Annotated in this window: 18 protein-coding genes; 12 read left to right on the plus strand and 6 right to left on the minus strand. The window is 63.6% G+C overall.

The window, feature by feature from the left end; all coding sequences use genetic code 11:
- Nucleotides 1-2: 2 nt before the first annotated feature.
- Nucleotides 3-1271 carry a NupC/NupG family nucleoside CNT transporter gene (locus OJ996_RS03385; protein ID WP_264511167.1) on the minus strand — a complete coding sequence of 423 codons (1269 nt, stop codon included), beginning with the start codon at nucleotides 1269-1271 and terminating at the stop codon, nucleotides 3-5.
- A gap of 166 nt (nucleotides 1272-1437) precedes the next feature.
- Between OJ996_RS03385 and rnhA the strand changes: the two genes are divergently transcribed.
- The 3 genes from rnhA to OJ996_RS03400 all read left to right on the plus strand — a co-directional run bounded on the left by rnhA (nucleotide 1438) and on the right by OJ996_RS03400 (nucleotide 5307).
- A complete protein-coding gene (gene rnhA, locus OJ996_RS03390) occupies nucleotides 1438-1902 on the plus strand; it encodes a ribonuclease HI (RefSeq protein WP_264511170.1) in 465 nt (154 codons plus the stop codon).
- Nucleotides 1903-1984: 82 nt separating this feature from the next.
- A complete protein-coding gene (locus OJ996_RS03395) occupies nucleotides 1985-2335 on the plus strand; it encodes a lysozyme inhibitor LprI family protein (RefSeq protein ID WP_264511172.1) in 351 nt (116 codons plus the stop codon).
- A 56-nt stretch (nucleotides 2336-2391) separates the two neighbouring features.
- Nucleotides 2392-5307 (plus strand): PVC-type heme-binding CxxCH protein, encoded by a 2916-nt coding sequence (locus OJ996_RS03400; protein WP_264511174.1) that lies wholly within the window; start codon nucleotides 2392-2394, stop codon nucleotides 5305-5307.
- 68 nt (nucleotides 5308-5375) lie between these two features.
- Here OJ996_RS03400 and OJ996_RS03405 read toward each other — a convergent pair whose 3' ends face one another.
- The gene (locus OJ996_RS03405; RefSeq protein WP_264511176.1) at nucleotides 5376-6038 is read right to left on the minus strand and encodes a 3-keto-disaccharide hydrolase; all 663 of its coding nucleotides are present in this window, start codon (nucleotides 6036-6038) and stop codon (nucleotides 5376-5378) included.
- Nucleotides 6039-6332: 294 nt separating this feature from the next.
- Here OJ996_RS03405 and ileS point away from each other — a divergent pair, with 294 nt between their 5' ends.
- From ileS to OJ996_RS03420, 3 genes are all read left to right on the plus strand, one after another.
- On the plus strand, nucleotides 6333-9080 hold the full coding sequence (ileS, locus tag OJ996_RS03410) for an isoleucine--tRNA ligase (RefSeq protein ID WP_264511178.1): 2748 nt from the start codon (nucleotides 6333-6335) through the stop codon (nucleotides 9078-9080).
- Complete coding sequence (locus OJ996_RS03415; protein ID WP_264511180.1) at nucleotides 9080-9727, plus strand: signal peptidase II; 648 nt, start codon at nucleotides 9080-9082, stop codon at nucleotides 9725-9727. The genes ileS and OJ996_RS03415 overlap by 1 nt, the downstream gene beginning before the upstream one ends.
- Nucleotides 9728-9917: 190 nt before the next feature.
- Nucleotides 9918-10685: a TPM domain-containing protein gene (locus tag OJ996_RS03420; protein WP_264511182.1), complete on the plus strand. Its 768-nt coding sequence runs from the start codon at nucleotides 9918-9920 to the stop codon at nucleotides 10683-10685.
- 318 nt (nucleotides 10686-11003) lie between these two features.
- Here the strand turns inward: OJ996_RS03420 and OJ996_RS03425 are convergent, their stop codons facing one another.
- Nucleotides 11004-11669, minus strand: a complete 666-nt coding sequence (locus OJ996_RS03425; RefSeq protein ID WP_264511184.1) for a DUF2062 domain-containing protein — start codon at nucleotides 11667-11669, stop codon at nucleotides 11004-11006.
- A gap of 111 nt (nucleotides 11670-11780) precedes the next feature.
- On the opposite strand from OJ996_RS03425, the gene OJ996_RS03430 reads away from it, so the two are divergent.
- The 6 genes from OJ996_RS03430 (at nucleotide 11781) to OJ996_RS03455 (ending at nucleotide 16054) form a co-directional block, all read left to right on the plus strand.
- Nucleotides 11781-12668 (plus strand): undecaprenyl-diphosphate phosphatase, encoded by an 888-nt coding sequence (locus OJ996_RS03430; RefSeq protein ID WP_264511186.1) that lies wholly within the window; start codon nucleotides 11781-11783, stop codon nucleotides 12666-12668.
- 128 nt (nucleotides 12669-12796) lie between these two features.
- On the plus strand, nucleotides 12797-13459 hold the full coding sequence (locus OJ996_RS03435; protein ID WP_264511188.1) for a murein hydrolase activator EnvC family protein: 663 nt from the start codon (nucleotides 12797-12799) through the stop codon (nucleotides 13457-13459).
- Nucleotides 13460-13462: 3 nt separating this feature from the next.
- Complete coding sequence (locus tag OJ996_RS03440; RefSeq protein WP_264511190.1) at nucleotides 13463-14149, plus strand: thermonuclease family protein; 687 nt, start codon at nucleotides 13463-13465, stop codon at nucleotides 14147-14149.
- A gap of 78 nt (nucleotides 14150-14227) precedes the next feature.
- Complete coding sequence (locus OJ996_RS03445; protein ID WP_264511192.1) at nucleotides 14228-14962, plus strand: hypothetical protein; 735 nt, start codon at nucleotides 14228-14230, stop codon at nucleotides 14960-14962.
- Nucleotides 14963-14970: 8 nt separating this feature from the next.
- Nucleotides 14971-15693 (plus strand): uracil-DNA glycosylase family protein, encoded by a 723-nt coding sequence (locus OJ996_RS03450; protein ID WP_264511194.1) that lies wholly within the window; start codon nucleotides 14971-14973, stop codon nucleotides 15691-15693.
- A 247-nt stretch (nucleotides 15694-15940) separates the two neighbouring features.
- Nucleotides 15941-16054 (plus strand): PEP-CTERM sorting domain-containing protein, encoded by a 114-nt coding sequence (locus tag OJ996_RS03455; protein WP_264511196.1) that lies wholly within the window; start codon nucleotides 15941-15943, stop codon nucleotides 16052-16054.
- Nucleotides 16055-16145: 91 nt separating this feature from the next.
- Here the strand turns inward: OJ996_RS03455 and OJ996_RS03460 are convergent, their stop codons facing one another.
- The 3 genes from OJ996_RS03460 to OJ996_RS03470 are packed head-to-tail and all read right to left on the minus strand — an operon-like array spanning nucleotide 16146 to nucleotide 19312.
- Nucleotides 16146-17537, minus strand: a complete 1392-nt coding sequence (locus OJ996_RS03460) for a porin (protein WP_264511198.1) — start codon at nucleotides 17535-17537, stop codon at nucleotides 16146-16148.
- Nucleotides 17538-17569: 32 nt separating this feature from the next.
- Entirely contained in the window at nucleotides 17570-18334 is a 765-nt protein-coding gene (locus tag OJ996_RS03465) for a DUF4956 domain-containing protein (protein WP_264511200.1), read from the minus strand.
- 48 nt (nucleotides 18335-18382) lie between these two features.
- Nucleotides 18383-19312 carry a polyphosphate polymerase domain-containing protein gene (locus tag OJ996_RS03470; protein WP_264511202.1) on the minus strand — a complete coding sequence of 310 codons (930 nt, stop codon included), beginning with the start codon at nucleotides 19310-19312 and terminating at the stop codon, nucleotides 18383-18385.
- Nucleotides 19313-19433: the final 121 nt, after the last annotated feature.

A 19433-nucleotide genomic window follows, 5' to 3' on the forward strand; every position in this document is an offset into this window, starting at 1 on the left:
TCTCAGTTGGCCCAAGAATAAAGCGCTCCCGCCAGCGTCGCCGTCATCAGGGTGGCCATCGTTCCACCCAGCACCGCCTTGAATCCCAGTGCGGCGATCGTCGGCCGCTGCCCCGGCGCAATGCTTCCCGTTCCTCCCAACTGGATGCCGATCGACGCGAAGTTCGCGAAGCCGCACAGCGCGAAGGTGGCGATGTAGATTGACTTCTGCGAAAGCTCGCCCGCCGCCTTCATCCCGCCCAGTTCCTGATAGGCCACGAATTCGTTGAAGACCAACTTCGTCCCGATCAGCGAGCCCACCTCCTTGATGTCCGCACCCTCGATCCCGATCAGCCATGCGATCGGCGCGAACAGATAGCCGAGCAGCACGTTCAGCGACAGGCTCGGGTGAATGTGCGAGAGGATCCCGTTGATCAGCGCCGCGAAGGCGATGAAGGCGATCAGCATCGCGCCCACGTTCGCCGCCAGCTTCAGCCCCTCGCTCGTGCCATTCGCCAGCGCATCCAGGAAGTTCGCGCCCAGCTTGTCCTTCGGTACGTGCAGCGAGTCGTCGATCGGCTCCGTCTGCGGGATCAGCAGCTTCGCCACCACCAGCGAGGCCGGTGCCGCCATGAATGAAGCGCAGAGCAGGAACTTTGCATAGGCCACGCGCTGCGCCTCATCCGTGCCACCCAGGATCGAGATGTAGGCCAGCAGCACCCCGCCCGCGATCGTCGCCATACCCCCGGTCATCAGCGCGAAAATTTCGCTCCGGTTCATCCGGTCGATGTAGGGCTTGATCATCAGCGGGCTCTCCGTCTGCCCCAGGAAAATCTCCGCCGCCGCCGCCAGCGATTCCGCGCCGGACAGCCGCATGAATTTCTTCGTCACCCACGCGAAGGCCCACACCACCTTCTGCAGCACCCCGCAGTAGTAGAGCATCGAGCACAGCGCGGAGAAAAAGATGATCGTCGGCAGCACCTGGAAGGCGAACACGAAGGCCCCTCCCGCGCCGAACACTCCGCCCATCGCGGCCGGATCCGCCAGCGGCCCGAAGACGAACTGCGCCCCCTCCTTCGAGAAATCCGTCACCCACACGAAAAACTGCGCCAGCGACTCGAAAACTCCGTCCGCCCCCGGCACCACCAGAAACAGCAGCGCCAGGATGATCTGCAGCGTCAACCCGCCACCCACCAGTTTCCAATCGATCGCCCGGCGGTTCTCCGACAGCGCCACACCGATGGCGATGATGGCCGTCAGGCCGAGCAGGGCGCGGAGCAGATCTGTTAGCATGGGGAAGGGGAGCCGGACAGCACGGCGCGGGCCGGGTATCTAGCCTTCTTCGCAAATTCCCGCCCTTCCGCCAAGATCCCGTTTGTGACACCCGGGGTCCCAAACCGCACCCCCAAACGAAATCCTCGACTCCTCCGCCCGGCCCCGCTTCCCTCCGCCCCGCCGAATGAGACGCGTCGTCATCCATACCGATGGAGCATGCAAGGGCAACCCGGGCCCGGGCGGCTACGGCGTCGTCATGGTCTGCGGCAAGCACCGCCTGGAACTCGCCAAGGGCTTCACCCGCACCACCAACAACCGCATGGAACTCCTCGCCACCATCGTGGCCTTGGAGACTCTCAAGGAGCCCTGCGAGGTCGAACTGCTCTCCGACTCCCGCTACGTCATCGACGCCATGACCAAGAACTGGATCAAGGGCTGGAAGTCGAAGGGTTGGCGCACCGCCTCGAATCAGCCGGTGAAAAACCAAGACCTCTGGATGCGCCTCGCCTCCGCCGCGGACCCTCACAAGATGACTTGGAAGTGGCTCCGGGGCCACGCCGGCCACAAGGAGAACGAGCGCTGCGACGTCCTCGCCGTCGCCGCCGCCACCGGTCGCGATCTCCTCATCGACGCTGGCTTCGACGGCTAGCCATTCCCCGACCGGGAGGACCATCGGCACGGATCGAGCGCGTTCTTGCCAATGCCCCTTTGCTCCGCCTCAGTCTGGAGCCGTGAAACTCTCCTTCATCCTCTTCGTCCTCGCCTGCGCTCCCCTCGCCTTCGCGCAAACGCAGCTCGAGATGAACGACAAGGCCGCCGCCGAATTCGCCAAGGCCGACAAGGAGCTCAACGAGGTCTACGCCAAGGTCATCGGCGTCCTCGATGACCAGGCCAAGGAAATGCTCAAGCGCTCCCAGCGCGCATGGGTGGCATTCCGCGATGCCGAAGCCGCCTTCCGCGCCGATGCCGAGGCCCGCTGGGGCAGCATGTGGCCGCTGGTTCATGAAGGTGTTCGCGGCAAGCTCACCCGCGAACGGGTGAAGGCATTGCGCGAATATCTGATCGAAGAAGGTAACAAATAGGATTTGTACGTCAGCTTGCAAAGAAGCTCCGGATAGGGTGGTAAGAGACGATCCGGATGAAACCCAAGTCCTCGATTCTCTGCTGCATCTTTGTTTCGCAGGCCTTCGCTCTCGATACCTCTTTGGTTCGCGGATCCGGGCCCTTGTCTCCCGAGGAAGAGCTCAAGGGTTTCAGCCTTCCTCCCGGCTTTCAGGCCCAGCTCTTTGCCGCCGAGCCGCAGATCGACAAACCGATCAATATCGCCTTCGACGAGCGCGGCCGCCTCTGGGTCACCAGCACGCACGAGTATCCTTACGCCGCCGTCCGCGAGCGCTGGTCAGACGCGGAAGGCTCCCGGGTCGCCGATAGCCGCGATGCCATCATCATCCTCGAAGACACCGATAAGGATGGCCGCGCCGACAAGCGCACCGTCTTCGCCGATGGCCTGAACATCCCCACCGGTGTCCTCCCGTACAAGACCGGCTGCATCGCTTGGAGCATCCCTAACATCTGGTTCTTCGACGATACCGATGGCGATGGCATCTGCGACAAGCGCACGATCCTCTTCGGCCCCCTCGGCTGGGAGAAGGATGTCCATGGCAACAACTCCAGCTTCCGCCTCGCGCCGGATGGCTGGATCTATGCCACCCACGGTTTCAGCAATACCAGCCACTTCAAGGTTCGCCCGGAGAATCTCAACGGCGCCAAGCCCGCGGATCCCGGCACCGAGCTCACGCTGAACTCGGGCAATGTCTACCGCTTCCTCCCGGATGGCAGCCGCATCGAGCTCTTCAGCGCCGGCCAGGTGAATCCCTTCGGCCTCGCTTGGGACGATCTCGGGAATCTCTACAGCGCGGATTGCCACAGCGCCCCGATCTATCAGCTTATCCCCGGTGCCGTATATCCCAGCTTCGGCAAGCCGGATGACGGCCTCGGCTTCGGCCCGGTCATGATGCATCACAGCCACTCCTCCACCGGCATCTGCGGCATCACCTACTTGAACTCCCGTACTTGGGGCGATGATTGGCAGGACCGCATCCTCATCGGGAATGTCGTCACCTCCCGCATCAATTGCGATGTCGTGAGCTTCAAGGGCAGCACCCCCATCGCCCGGGAGGAGCAGGATTTCCTGAGCAGTGCCGATCCTTGGTTCCGTCCTGTCGATCTCCGCATCGGCCCGGATCGCGCGCTCTACGTCGCCGATTTCTATAACAAGGTCATCGGTCACTACGAAGTTCCCTTGGAGCACCCCGGTCGCGACCGCGAGCGCGGCCGCATCTGGCGCATCGTGAAGAACGACGGCATGCCAGGGGAGGGGAGTGCCGCGCCGGATCCCGTCGCTCAACTCCGCTTCGCGGCCCGCTCCGGCCCGCTCGCACCGGAGCAACTGGACACCGTGCGCCGCTGGCTCGGCGGGAAGGATCCTTTCGAGAAGCGCGCCGCCGTCGAGGCCCTCATCCGCCCCGTCTCCGTCGATTGGCTGCCGGATCTCCTCAGTGCCATGGCCCTCGCTCCGGAGGAAGACGAATCCCTTCGCCATCAGCTTCGCATCGTCATCCGCAAGCACCTCGAATTGCCGGATGCCTTCGCCAAGCTGCCCCGCGGCCCCATGTCCTCAGGCCTGGAGGCGGAGCTCCTCCGCATCGCCCGCTCCGTCCAGACGGAGGGCGCCGCCCGCTACCTTCTTGCGGAGCTCCGCAGTCATCCACAGCCCGCCTCGGAGCTCGCCGCGTCACTCAACCGCCTCGCGCTTTTAATCCCCGCTGGCGAACTCGCCGACTTGGCCAAGGAGCAGTTCCCCTTGGACTTCGCCGCCCAAGCCGATCTCCTCGCCGCCATCGTCGATGGCATCCAGCAGCGCGGCGACCTGCCCGCGGCTGATATCACCGGCTGGGCCTCGGCCATCGCCACCAAGCTGTTAGAGAGTCAGCAGCCTCAGTCCGCCGCAGCATGGAACGCCATCGCCGATCCCGCCTCGCCCGCCATCCCGTGGGCCATCCAGACCCGCCCGCTGCAGGATGGCGGCGATCTCCAAGTCATCTCCAGCCTCGATGGTGGCGGCCCGGAGCCGGAGAGCCGCACCGGCACCCTGCGTTCCGCCGCCTTTTCCGCTCCACCTGCCTTCACTTTCGTGCTCTGCGGTCATGCCGGTCCGCTCGGCGAGGAAGCTCACACCCGCACCTTCGTCCGCCTTGTCGATGAAACCACCGGCGAGGAACTCCGCCGCGCCGCCCCGCCCCGGAACGATGCCGCCACTCGCATCCGCTGGGAACTCGGCGAGCACGCCGGGAAGAAAGTCCGCTTCGAGCTTACCGATGGTGATAGCGGCTCCGCCTATGCGTGGCTCGCTGCTGGTGGCTTCGAGCCCGCGCTCATCGATGTCGCCTCATTTTCCTCCGGCTCCGGTCACGCCGTCCGACTCTCGCGCCTAGCCCTGCTCTTGAAATACGCCGCCCCCGCCGGTCTCCGCGATCGCCTTGCCGCCTACCTCCCCGCGCCTCCGCCCGCCCCGCCATCCGCCATCACCCCGGAGATGCGTGCTGCCGCCGATCAAGCGATCCAATCCCACAGCGCCGCCTTCAATGCCGCCGCGGCTGACAAACCCCGCGGATCCGAACTCTTCACCACCCACTGCGCCGCCTGCCACGCCATCGGCGGCAAGGGTGCCTTGGTCGGTCCGCAGCTTGATGGCATCGGCAATCGCGGCCCCGCCCGACTTTTCGAGGACATCCTCGATCCCAATCGCAACGTCGACGCCCACTTCCGCCTTCACCTCATCGCCCGCAAGGACGGCAGCACCTTCGCCGGCCTCGAGCGCGGCAGGCTCGGCCAAGTCCTCGTCTGCGTCGATGCCGCCGGCCAAGAGCACCGCATCCCCGCGTCTGACATCATCTCCAACGAGGAAACCGGCATGTCTCTCATGCCCCCCAGCTTCCAAGCCCTTCCCGCCAAGGACCTCCAAGACCTCGTCGCCTGGCTCCTCGAGAAGTAAACCGGGCCCTCTCTTAGCCTTTCCGTGTGTTCCGTGTATTCCGTGGTTTTGCTTCCTCTTCCTCACCCTCACAGCTCCATCACTCGCGCATTCCGGATCTGCACGAAGCTCCCCCCGCGGCTCAATTCCTGAAACCCGATCCGTCCTCTCCGCGGCCTCTCCGCCAGCGGCTTCGCATCCTTCCCGTCGTGTCGCTTCACCGTCTCCTTCTGTTCGTCCAGATTGAGATCCAGGACCGTCTCACCGTTCAGCACCACCGTCACCTGCGGCCCCTTCATCGTCACCTTGTAGTGGTTCCACTCCGTCGGCTTGTAGACCTGTTTCCTCGGTGCCACCGCCCGGTAGAGCCCGCCCGTTAGCTCGGACTCCTTCGCCTGCGGATTGTACCTCGCATCCGCCATCTGCAGCTCGATCCCGTCGAAGGCCGGATCTCCCTCCGTCGGGAAGCGCAGCCCGCAGCCGCTATTGCCCTGCTCCCCCAGCTTCCATTCGAATTCCAGCACGAAGTCCCCGTACTCCTTCTCGCTCACCAGCCAGGTTCCCCGCATGTCGCTCCCGTGCAGTACGCCGTCCTTCACCCGCCACAGCGCCCCCGGCGGAGCCTCCTCTTTCACATCGTCCCAGCGCTGCACCTTCCAGCCCTCCGGCAGCCCGTCCTTCGGGAAAAGCGATACGAATTCGCCACCGTGAACGATGGCAGTGGCGAGCAATAGGCAAGCGAGGGTTCTCATGGGGTCCTGATTCTGAACGCGGAGAACGCCTGTGATTTTTTCACATGGCTGCCACCGCCGGGATTATCAAAGCGGCTACCCTAGCCCCGGCACGCCCGCAAATCCAAGCCCGGAGCCAGCCAAGCGGCTCGGTAACCGCTCCCGCCCACCATTCCCTCCCACTCTGATTGGTGATGGGAAGATTGGTGATTAGGGATTTATCCCGCCCTCGCCGCCCCGGGAATAACCCCGAATTTCCACCCCTCCCCGGTGATTGACCCCCTCCGGGACCGCTGCTAGCGTCCGCGCCCGCCAATGAGTTCCGAATCCCAATACAAAGACACGCTGCTGCTTCCGCAGACGAGCTTCCCGATGCGCGGGGATCTCGTTGAGAACGAGCCGAAGCGTCTCGCCATTTGGGAGAAGCAGGACCTCTACCACCGCATTCTCGAGCGCCGCCGCGTCCAAAAGGCTCCCACCTTCATCCTTCACGATGGCCCGCCCTTCGCGAATGGCGACGTGCACATGGGCACCGCGCTCAACAAGGTGCTGAAGGATCTCGTCGTGAAGTCGAAGACCATGGCCGGCTACGCCGCGCCCTTCGTTCCCGGCTGGGACTGCCACGGCCTGCCCATCGAGTTCAAGGTGGTGAAGCAAGCCACCGGCCTCGAGCCCGCGGAGATCCGCCGCCGCTGCACCGAGTTCGCCAACGGCTGGATCGATGTCCAACGCGGTTCCTTCCGCCGTCTCGGCGTGTTCGGCGATTGGGACAAACCTTACCTCACCATGGATCACGCCTATGAGGCGGAGATCCTGCGCGTCTTCGCGAAGCTCGTGGAGGAAGGCGTGGTCTACCAATCCAAGAAGCCCGTCCAGTGGTCTTACGGTGCGCACACCGCGCTCGCCGAGGCTGAGGTCGAGTATCAGGACAAGGAGAGCCCCGCCATCTTCGTGAAGTTCCCGCTCACCCCTGAGTCTTCATCGAAGCTCGGCATCGGGAATGCCTCCATCGCCATCTGGACCACCACTCCCTGGACCCTGCCTGCCAACCTCGGCGTGGCCGTCCATCCGGAGTTCACCTACGAGGTCTGCCAGTTCGAAGGCGGCAGCCGCGGTGAGATCCTCATCGTCGTGAAGGAACTCGTCGCCGAGCTTGAGGCGAAGTCCGGCATGCGTCGTACTTCCGTGCTGAAGTCCGTGAAGGGCCGCGAGCTCGAGCACCTCGAAGCTCGTCACCCCTTCCTCGACCGCACCTCGAAGATCATCCTCGGCAACTTCGTCACCACGGAGACCGGCACCGGCGCGGTGCACATCGCACCCGGTCACGGCGCGGATGACTACGTCGTCGGCCAGCAGTACGGCCTCGGCGTGCTTTCGCCGGTCGATGACGATGGCAACTTCACCGCCGAAGTAGGCCTGCCCGATCTCGTCGGTAAGCACGTCTTCAAGTCGAACGAGCCGATCGTCGAGCTGCTGGAGAGCAAGGGCGTTCTCCTCGCCCGCGAGGTCTACCGCCACAGCTACCCGCATTGCTGGCGGTCGAAGACCCCCATCATCTTCCGCGCCGTCGAGCAGTTCTTCATCTCGCTGGAGACCCTGCGTGGCAAGGCCCTGCGCGAGATCGACCAGGTCGAGTGGCTCCCCGCATGGGGCCGCAACCGCATCTATGGCACCGTCGAATCCCGTCCGGATTGGTGCATCTCGCGCCAGCGCACCTGGGGCGTCCCGCTGCCCGTGTTCTTCGATACGGATAACAAGGCCATCCTCTCCGCGGATGTCGCCCGCAAGGTCGCCGACCTCGTCGAAACGCAAGGCACCAATATCTGGTTCGAGCTCTCCGATGCCGAGCTGGCCGAGAATCTCGGCCTTCCCGCGGGCGTGAAGAAGTGCCGCGATACCCTCGATGTCTGGATCGACTCCGGCTGCTCTCACGTCGCCGTGCTTGAAAAGCACCCGGAGCTTCACGCCCCCGCCGATCTTTACCTCGAAGCCACCGACCAGCACCGCGGCTGGTTCCAGAGCTCGCTCATGATGAGCGTCGCCTGGCGTGACAAGGCTCCCTACAAGTCCGTGCTCACCCACGGCTTCGTGGTGGACAAGGACAAGAAGGGCAAGCTCTCCAAGTCCGAAGGCAGCAGCGGCAAGCCGATCGACGCCGCATTCTTCTACAATAAGTACGGCGCGGATATCGTCCGTCTCTGGGTTTCTTCCGTCGACTGGCAGAGTGAGGTGCCCTTCAGTGAAGATCTCTTCAAGCAAGTCGCCGAGCCTTACCGCCGCTTGCGCAATACCTTGCGCATCCTGCTGGGGAATCTCGATGGCTTTGATCCGGGCATGGATCGCGTCGCGGCCAGCCACATGCCTGTCTTGGATCAGTGGATCCTCGAACGTCTCAACGCGGTCGTCGCCGAGTGCCGCAAGGCTTACGAGCAGTATGAATTCCGCAAGGTCTTCAACGCGCTCAACCAGTTCTGCACTACCGATCTCTCGGCCGTCTACATCGATGCCACCAAGGACCGGATGTACTGCGACGCGAAGAACTCGGTGCGCCGCCGCGCCAGCCAGACGGCGATGTATGATGTTTTCTCGGCCATCAGCCGCCTGCTCGCCCCCATCCTCGCCTACACCGCGGATGAAGCATGGGAGAACGCCTCCTTCACGGAAGGCAGCGTCCACGAACAGGACTTCCCGGAACCGGATCCCGCCTTCGCCTCCGGCAAGGCTACCGCGACCGTGAACCGCCTGCTTGAGATCAAGCGCGTCGTCCAGACCGCCATCGAAGAGCAGGTGCAGGCGAAGACCTTCTCGAAGAACAACGAGGCCGCCGTGCAACTCGTCGTCCCGGAGAAGGAGCCGGTCTACGATCTCCTCCGCGATCGCCAGTTCGCCACCGAGTTCTTCATCATCGCGGATCTCGATGTCTCCGCAGGCTCCGTGCTCTCGGCGAAGGCCTCGAAGACCAAACACGAGATGTGCCCGCGCTGCCGCCGATACGAGCCGCTCGGCGAGTCCGGCCTCTGCGCCCGTTGCGAGTCCGTCGTTCAAGCTGTATCTCACGCGTGATGGAAGCCCGTCCCACATCGAGCAGCGTGCACCCTCTCCCCGCCGGAGAGGCCAAGGAGTGGGCCCTTTCCAAGGTCCTGCTCCTGCTCACTCTGCCCCTGTACATCCTGGACCAGTGGTCGAAGTTCTGGACCGTCGGTCGCTTCCCGGAGCCCGGCTACGGCTACACCAGCATCCAGCCCTCGGAGGCCATCACCGTCGTCCCCGGCTTCTTCAATCTCACCCGCGTCCATAACCAGGGCGTCGCCTTCGGCTTCGGGAATGGCAGCGATTGGGCGCCCATCGTCTTCCTCATCGTTCCCATTGTCGCCCTCGGTCTCATCACCCTCGGCGTCAGGAAGAAATTCTTCATCGGGAACTGGGGTAAGGTCTCCGTCGCCCTGCTGCTGTGCGGTATCTTCGGGAATCTCACCGACCGCCTCGTCCAAGGTTCCCGCCTCTCCTACATGGAGGGCGAGCCCCTCTGGGAACGCCTCAAGGCGGGCTACGTCGTCGACTTCCTCGACTTCACCATTCCGGTTATCAACAAGCAGTGGCCCGCCTTCAATGTCGCGGACTCCTGCATCTGCATCGCCGCCACTCTCCTCTTCTTTACCGGCCTCCGCGCGGACATGAAAGCCGCCGCCGAAAAGAAGGCCAAAGGCTAACACCGGGTGCGCCGCCTTCTGTCGGCCTCTCCCCGGGACCGCGGATCTTCAGTCCGCCCCACCGTCCCTGCGAAGCAACCAGCTCCACCCGGGATCACCCTCTTCTAAATCCCATCCATCCTATTCATCCCGGTCCTGATCTCCCACCCCGGACTTGCCACGCGTCACCTCGCGGAAATGATACCACATCGTGAGGCCCCTCCACTGGCTCCTGTTCTGCATCTCCCTCCTCTTGGGCGGCCAATCCCTTGCCCAGGATCTCGAGGATGAGAACCCCATCCCTCCCGCCCCCGCGAACCTCGTCCTCGACGAAGCCCGCGTTTTCGCCCGCGATCCCCAGCGCCTTGCCGTCGTCTCCGAGACCCTCGGCATTCTCGAGGACCGCCACGGCTACCGCCTCTACCTCGCCACCTACAGCACCCTCATCGGGCGCAGCCTGAAGGATCAGGCAGCCCTCCTTGAAGCCAAGTGGCTCGCCGGACAGCCCGGCATGGTCCTCGTCCTGGAGGTGGACAGCTACAAGTTCCAGTTCGGCCAAGCCCCTCCGCTCAAGGACGAGATCGAACCCGGCAAGGTCATCGAGCGCATCCGGCCCACCGATTTTTCCTTCGTGGAGCTTGAGCATATCATCTCCGAACTGGATGCCCCTCTGAAGGCTGCCACCGCGGATCGCGCCGCCTTCGCCGAAACCCTCTCCACCGGTCTCGCCGCCAAGCTTTCAATTACCCTCGACCAACGTGCTGCCGCACCCGTCGGTAACACCCGCGGCCGCATGGTAATTCTCGCCATCGGCCTCCTCGCCGTCACCGGCCTTCTCGCCCTCCTCGCCGTCGCTGGTCTCAAGCGCGCCGAAGCTCGTTCCCGCGACCGCCTCGTCTTCCCGAAGGCAGCCGTCGGCATCCGCCTCGGTGCCCCCTACGGTGGCGGCAAGGTCAGCTCTCGCCACTTCGGCAAGTAGGTCGAAGTTCCGTCTTCAGGCCAGTGCCGTTAAAGACTCAATTCTGAAGAGCTATCCCCAAGGAACTTTGGGCGAATTGACGGCCGATTATACGGATTCAACGGATTGCACGGATGAAGCTGTGCTGGCTCCGCGCAAAGAGATTTCCCCTTCGAGATCCTCCGAATCCTGTCTTTGAATCCGTGCAATCCTCTAAATCCGTATAATCCGTGGTCGATCTGCCGGAGCCTCGATGTGGGCTCCGATTCCAGAATGAGTCTTTGACGGAATTGGCTTTCAGGCGGACGAAGCAGCCCTTGTAGCTGTCTCCTCCTCACCTCACAGCGCTTTCGGCGCTTCCTTCTGAGCCTTCTTCGCCTCCTTACGGGCGTCGCGCTGCGCCTTGATCTTCCGCATGAAGGAGGAAACCTTGGTCGTCGCATGCTTCCGGGCCGGCAAATGGTGCGGCATGATCGCGGAAAACAGATGCACCAAGGGGTAGGCGAGCGCCGCCAGCAGGATCCCGGAGGCAAGTGCACCTAGGAAGAAGTCTCCGGTGTTGCCGTGCCGGATCGTATCCAGCAAGGAGCGCTCATTCTCCGATTCTTGGCCCATAAGCCAGATCAGGAAGTTCTTGAACCACTGGATGTCCGGCAGATTCAGGCCCAGCGTCTGGGAGATCTTTGCGCCCAGCCAAAACTGCCCTAGGAACAGCGGGAGATTCGTCACCGGGTTGCTCAGCCAGCAGCAGGTCATCGCGATCGGCACGTTGGCCCGGAACTTCATCGCCGCCACCCCGGCGAAAAGCATCTGCAGCGGCACCGGCATCACCGCGAAGAACATCCCGATCGCCAGACCCGAGGCCACGGTATCGCGGCAGGGCATCCACAGGCGCCGTTCAAACAGCGCATGCGTGACGTCCTGCCACCATTCCCGGTGTCGCAGTCGCGGGTGCCGCAGAGCGCGGTACGCGCGCCGGACGAGCCATAGGTAGCGTCGCTTCATTCCTCTTCCCGCGGATCGATCCGCGCCGAATTTCCTTCTTAAAGGTAAATGAAGCAACCGCAAATCCCTTGCCCGTCCGCATTATGACCGGCAAGGTCGCGCCACTCCCTCATGAATTGGTGGCAAGCCCTTGTTCTAGGCGTGATCGAAGGGATCACCGAATATCTCCCCGTCAGCTCGACCGGCCACCTCATCGTCGCCCAGCGGATGATGGGCATCGGCACCAGTCCCGAGGACAAGGCCGCGGCTGATTGCTTCGCCATCTGCATCCAGGGTGGTGCTATCGCCGCCGTTCTTGGCCTCTACTGGCCCCGTGTCCGTCAGATGTTCCTCGGCCTCCTCGGCAAGAACCCGGAGGGCCTGAAGCTCATTTTCGCCATCATCGCCGGCTTCCTGCCTGCCGCCGTCATCGGCCTGCTCGCGAATGACTGGATCGAGGAAAAGCTCTTCCACTTCAAGTGGATCGCATGGGCCTGGTTCGTCGGCGGCATCGGCATTCTCGTCGTCGATCGCTGGATGAAGAAAGGCGGTGGCTCGCAGGGTAGGGAACTCGCGGAGATCACCATCAAGATGGCTTTTCTGGTTGGTCTCATGCAGTGCGTCGCCATGTGGCCCGGCACCTCCCGCAGCCTCATGACCATCATCGGCGGCATCCTCGTCGGCCTCCGCCTTAGCGCCGCCGTCGAGTTTTCCTTCCTCCTCGGCCTCGCCACCCTCGGCGCCGCCACCGCCAAGAAAGCCGTCTGGCCCATCGAAGGTCTCGCCGCCAAGTACGATACCGCCTTCGGGGGTGCTCTCCTCATGTGGGACCGCTATGGCCTCGTCCCGCTCGCCATCGGCGTCATCGCCGCCACCGTCTCCGCCGCCGTCGCTGTCAAATGGATGGTCGCCTACCTGAACCGCCGCGGCCTCGGCGTCTTCGGGTGGTACCGCATCGCCGCCGCCATTGCCGCTGCGGCCATGATCGCCACCAACTTCCTCGGCCTCGCCCATTCCTGAGTTCGGAGGTGAAATTCAGCTTTATTTGCAGGCTTTCCATTGATCACCGCTCGCTGATCACCGGGCACTCCCGCATCACCCCTCGAATTTGACTTGCCCCTGGCCCCCGGCGGCCTTGCACTGGTGGGGTGAGCGGTTTGCCGCGTAAACCCGCCTTCCCCGTCCTCTTCGCCCTGCTTCTCGCGTTCATCGCACCGGCAGCGGCTCAACAGAGATCGGCCCGGGTGGCATTGACCGATGGCTTCGACTACCCCGTCGGCAAGCCCGACGCCGCAGGCTACTACAAGGCCCGTGGCCTGCGCCTCCGCCCGCCCGTGCACTTTGGTGAGGACTGGAACGGCCGCGGCGGTGGCGATACCGACATGGGCGCTCCCGTCTACAGCATCGGCGATGGTGTTGTGACCTGGGCCTACGATGTCCGGCAGGGCTGGGGAAACGTCGTCATCATCCGCTACGGCTATCGTGATCCCGCCTCCGGCCAGGTCCGCTTCATTGATGCGCTTTACGGCCATCTTCGCGATATGGGAGTCCGCGTCGGTCAGCAGGTGAAGCGCGGCCAGCAGGTCGGCACCATCGGCAACAACCGCGGGATGTATGCCGCCCACCTCCATTTCGAGATCCGCCACAATCTCAGCATCGGCATGCAGCGCGAAAGTGTCGGCCGGGACATGAACAACTGGGCGGACCCCACCGAGTTCATCAAAAAGTACCGCCGCCTGAACCGCGATTGGGGCAAGGTGGCCATGCCCTTGGGCACCTATCAGGAGTATCAGGGTTTCAAGGGCCTCTGATCCATGGCCCGCTCCCGCACCACGTCCGGGCGTATCCTCGCTCTGGTCATCATTGCCGCTCTCTCTTGGTACCTTCGTGAGCAGCGGCAGCAGGGTAAGCCGCAGAAGGACAAGCCCCGCTGGGAAGCACCCTCCCGCTCCGACTCCGCTTCCGCTCCCAAGTCTTCCACGCGGACCGGGGACTACGAAACTTTCGACGATCTCCGCTACGAGGATCACCGTCAAAACGATGGCGATAGCTTCCGCGTGAAGTTCCCGGATGGCCGCGTCGAGCAGTTCCGCCTCTATTTCGTCGATTGCCCGGAGAGCGAGTTCCGCACCTACCGCGGCGGCGCGGACAATCACAAGCGCATCCACGAACAGGCGGAAGCCTTCGGGATCTCGGACGAACAGGCCGTCCAGATCGGCAAGCGCGCCAAGGAACGCATCCAAGAACTGATCGCCCGCAAGCCCTTCGTCCTCCACACCCGCTGGGAGGATCCCTTCGGTGACCGCCGCTACCATGCCTTCGTCAGCACCGTCGGCGGCAGGCCCTTGGAGGAGGTCCTTGTCGGTGAAGGCCTCGCCCGCATCCACACCAAGGGCGCGGACCTTCCCGATGGTACCTCTCGCAGGGACTACGAAGCCCGCCTCCGTCAGTTGGAGAAGGAAGCCCGCAAGGACCGGAAGGGTGCATGGGGCATGAATTGATAGTCCGGGAAGACGAATCGAAGAGTCATCGACTCGACCGGCCCGCCTGACCTAGGCTCAGGCGTTCATCCCCCCCGAATGAAACTCCCCCCCATTCTTGGCGCGCTCGCGCTTGCTCTCGCGGCACCTCTCCCGGCCCAGACTCCGGTCTACACTCTCCCGGGCGAAACCGGTGGTCCCTTCACCTACCTCACCGTCTCGCAGGGCACCGAGTATGCGGACTCCGCCCACCTCGCGGGCACCGATCGTGTGCTCGATCAGGCCGTCGTCACCGTTTACTCGAATGTCGCCCGCCAAGGCTCCGTCACCCTCTCCTTCTACACCGCCGTGCCGGATGAGAACGAGTATGAGGGCCCCGTCGGCCAGCCCGGCGTCACCCCCGGAAACCTTGCCGGTTTCCGCCCTTCGGACACCCCGCTCTGGTCCTCCGGCCCGCTTCTCTTCTCCTTCCAGGATGATGGATCTAACAATTTGAACCTGAACGAGTTGGTGTTCTCCGGGATCAACACCTTGGTTCCCGACGATATCTTCTGGACCCTGACATTTACAGACATTTCAAACTTCAGCGATGGTGGTGCCTTCGGCCCCAAGCTTGAAGATGCCGCCCTGCTCGGCCCCGTCGGCGCGGAGACGGACCCCAGCCGTTTCTATCTCCGCGATCCCGGCGGCGAGTGGATCCCGGTCTGGCTCGCCACCAACGCCCCGCCTACCAGCACGCTTTCCATCCAGCTCACCGCGGTTCCCGAGCCTTCCGCCGCGCTGCTCGGTATCCTCGGCGTCGCAGGGTTGATCCGCCGTCGCCGGACCGCTTGAGTCGGCCCGTGTCCGACCTGCCTCTGATCGCCGCCTCCCGCCATCTTGCCGAGCGCCTCCGCCCGCTCGTCTTCTCGAAGGCGGCTTACACCTACCTACCGCTCGATTACGCCCGCGCCCCGCATGAGGAGTACCTCCGCCGCTTCGGGCAGGGGAAAAAGCAGGTCGTATTCCTCGGCATGAACCCCGGCCCCTTCGGCATGGCCCAGACCGGCGTTCCCTTTGGCGAGGTTCCCTCCGTCCGCGATTGGATGGGGATCAATCTGCCGGTCGGCAAGCCCGCTCCCGAGCACCCGAAACGCCCGGTCCAAGGCTTCGCCTGCCCGAAGTCGGAGGTCAGCGGCCGCCGTCTCTGGGGCCTCTTCGCGGAGCGCTTCGGCAGCGCCGAATCCTTCTTCGCGGACCACTTCGTCCTCAACTACTGCCCGCTCGTCTGGATGAGCGAGACCGGCGCGAATCTCACGCCCGACAAGCTCCCCGCCAGCGAGATGGTGGAAGTGGAGGCCGCCTGCCTGGAACACCTCGCGGAGTCCATCCGCGTGCTCAATCCCGAGTGGCTGATCGGCGTCGGCGGCTTCGCCGAGGAACGCCTGAAGCAGGCCGCCCAGCTCACCGGCAGCACTGCCAAGCTCGGCCGCGTCCTTCATCCCAGCCCCGCCTCACCCGCCGCCAACCGTGGCTGGGCGGAAGCCGCCACCAGGCAGCTCCTCCAGCAGGGCGTGTGGACTTAGCTACTCTGCCGGTTCTCATCAAACGATCTGTCAGGAAACCACGCTTATGTGGTCCTCGCTCGCGGTAGGCGACCAGTTGACGATATCCGCTTGGACGACCTATCGCAGCGACCTGCCGGCCGCTCCTACGGACCGAGAGGGTCTGGACCTACACCGTGACCCAAGAGACGCTTGATGCCGCGACCTTGAACAACTGGGGAGCGGTGGAAGTGCAGGGGGCATTCTCGGTGCCGGCGGAAACCGCCAGGTGGCCTTCGACGATATCAGCCTGACCCACACTCCGGTGCCCGAGCCGTCGGGGATGGTCTTGGCTGCTACGGCCTTCGGCTTGGGTCTTCTGCGTCGCAAGCGCCCGGCCTGAGAACGCGGAACAGCCCTCACTTCTCGGCCAATGAAAAGCCGGAGATCGCACTCGGCGATCTCCGGCTCTCAAGACTTGCTTTGCGCTCGCTTTAGAAGGCGGTGCGGAAGGCGACCTGATAGGTCAGGCCCTTCACCTCGCTGCGGCGGGTCGTCAGGTCGTCCAGTGCCACGCCACCCATCAGCTTCACGCGGTCGCGGCACAGGTGGTAGTTGAGACCGGCGTAGAGGTAGTGGTGCTCGTTGCCGCGGCCGTTGTCTACGTCCACCGCCGGGTTCTCATGATCGGCCCGGATGTAACGGGACGGGATCTGCAGACCCTGCGACTCCGGTGAGCTGGCGTATTGGTATTGCACCACCACCTGCAGCTTGTCCTCGATGATCCAGTACCACGGCATGACCACGAAGGCGTGGAAGTCACCGGCGCGTCGCGGGATCAGGCCGTTCGCACCGCCGTTGTCGCCGTAGATGGCTTCGGCGATCACACCCCAGTCCTTCTTCTCGTAGATGGCCGAGAGAGCGGTTGCCCAGGAGTAACCGAGCGCGTCGTCCACCAGCGCGCGGTCGTCGAGTTCGTTCTGGCTGTAGTCGAGTTGCAACTTGAACTCGTCCGTGGCCTGCCAAGCGAGGCTACCGTAGTAGAAGTGACCGTCGTTCCAGCCGCCGATGAAGTCGGCGTCGTCTTCCGCGCTGTAGATGCCGAGTACCAGTTCCCACGGACCCTTGTCGAGTTCGAGCGTGGCACCGGTCGGGCGGCTCTGGTTGCCGCCCAGCTTGTCGGCGATGTGCGAGCGTTCGATGGTGTAGATCTCGTTCGAGGACATGTGGACCTCCTCCGTCATCTTCAGCTTCATCCGGCCGTATTTGACCTTGATGTTGTCGAACGGACCGCCGGTGCCGAGCATCTTGTCCACGTCCAGCTCGAGCGAAGCTTCGTCGAAACGGTCGTAGCCCCACTCCAGGTCGCTGAAGAAATCGTCGCGGAAGCGGTTGTCCGAGACCAGGTTCACGTTGATCTCCGCGGTCAGGAAGCGCAGGAACTCCGTCTTGGTTTCGAGGCGCAACCTACGGTATTCGTCGTACTTGTCGTTGAAGTCGAGGCCGTTGATGTCCGTGCCTTCGACGTAGGCGGCCTGATAGTGGAAACGCCCGCCGATCTCGAAGGACTGGATCCAGGGATTCTTGTCGTTGTCGTAGAGAAGGCCCGGATCGTTCTGGAGCCAGGTGCACCAGTCGCCGTTGTTGGATGCCGCGGGCTCTGCGATCTCCGGCGGTGCGTCCTTGGCGCTTCCGCCTGTCACGGCTGCGGCGGGCTCGTCCTTCTGGCCCTTGTTCTTGTTCTTATCCTTGTTCTTCTTTTTCTTCTTCTTGCCGCCGTCCTCGGCCTTCGACTTCTCGGCGGCCGGTTCGGCAGCGTTCAATTGGGCCGGCAGCAAGGGGCTGACGAACAGGGATAAGAGCAGCAGTTTGGGCAGGGTTTTCATCGGCAGGACGGGGTTGGGTTGGTGACCTCGGCTCAGATGTCGAGCTCGTTGCCGGTCGGGGTAAGGATCACGCGGTTGTTGCCGCAGACGAGATGGAGCGCCTCCAGCAGCTTGGGCGTGCTGGCGCCTTCCTTGAGCTGCAGGCCGTAGCGCAGCTCGGTCATCATCCCCGCTTGGGCGGAGGATACGCTCACCAGCTGCACCGCATCGGCGAATTCATTGAAGACCGGTACCAGCAGCTTCTCGAAGTCCATGTCGCTCGTCATGCGCAGCGTCACCATGTGCGAGGCCCGGCGCGGCGCGAATGCATCCGTCGCGGTCAGGATCACGATCGCCGCAGCGATGATCGCGGTGATGATGACGGCCATCCGGTAATCCCCGGCGCCCACCACCATGCCCACTGCCATCGCCAGGAACACGAAGGCCAAGTCCCGCGATTGACCCAGCGTCCGGCGGAAGCGGATCACCGAGAACGCAGCGAACATACCGAAGGCGATGTTGCCGTTGCCGGACACCACCTTGATCAGGATCGTGGTCACCACGCCGATCAGGATCAGCGTCTGGACATAGTCCTGCGAATAGCGGGTGCCCTTGTAGGTTTTGCGGTAGATCAGCGCGATGATCAGGTTCAGCACCAGGCTGACGCACATTGCGATCACCACATCCACGGGATCTTGCTTCACCGCGGCGGCGCTGCTGCCACCCAGCAGTTGGTCGAAGAAGGAAGTAACGCTACCCCCGGACTCGGTGGCGGAGAGCAGGCTGAAAACGGACTGAGACAGGTCGGCTGGGTACATGCGGGTTCTTTAGGGCAAAACGGGGGATCGGCATTTACGGTCAATTCCTTAGCGGGCTTTCGCCGGCTGCAGGAATGCCAGGCACTTCAGTGCTAGGAGACGGAAGATACCGCCCGTCTTCACCGGCTCCGGGATCCGGGCGCGGCGGGGCAGGGCGGATGTGGCGGCAGGGCGCGGACGCCCCTTCTCGTCGACCGGTTCTCGCGGCCCGCCGCTCGGAGGCGCGGGCGGCTCCGCGGCTTGGCGGGCCTTCTCCTTGTTCTTGAACTCGTACATCTCCAGCGCGGCGGCATACTTGCTAAAGCCGCGGGGTACCAAATTGTATTCGCCGATCAGGTTCCGGAACCAATACGGCACCGGCCCGATCGTTTTCACCTCCATGATCTCAGAACCCGGCTCCAGCAGCGGCAGCTCGAAGTCCGGATCGCCCGGAGTCAGCGGCACCAGCCGGAAACGGCAGCGCGGATCAATGTCGAAGGTGATCCGGATCGTCCCTTCCGGGCCGCTGTCGAAAGCAAAACGGTGATAGCTGATCTGCACCACCGGGCGGCTGCCGTGGACATTCACCAGATCGTCGATCTCCGCCATCACCCGCTGGTCAATGGCGTTCGGCGTGCCCTTGTGCGCGGGCAGACGGCCGGAGGAAAGGTAACCGAGCTCGTCCAGCTCCACCGGCACACGGCGCTTCACCGTCACACCGTCCAGCTTGTGCTTCACCTCGATGAACGCGCTGGCCGGGATTACCCCGTCCGCGCGGCCATACACCCGGCTCCGGACACGGCGGCGGTTGGGCACGCCCAGTTGCTTCTGCCAGTAGCTGGTTCGCTCGGCGGTATCGAAATATTCGGATAGCACCGGATAGCCGTCTTCCGCACCGCGGTCGGCTACCATCATTTCAGCCACGCGGGCACGCAGCACTCCCGCCAAGTGCGGCGGCAGTACGAACTTGAACTCTCTACGATTCTGATGTGCGTCCATTGCAGTCGGGGGACCGAGACTTGGCTAGCGCATGGGTGAGGAGCGCTCGGAACGGCCAGCCGGTTCCGTGGAGATTCCGCAGGTTGAGACGGAATTCCCCACATTGATCTTCAACGAGATG

The sequence above is a fragment of the Luteolibacter rhizosphaerae genome (assembly GCF_025950095.1).
Lineage (GTDB): Bacteria > Verrucomicrobiota > Verrucomicrobiia > Verrucomicrobiales > Akkermansiaceae > Haloferula > Haloferula rhizosphaerae.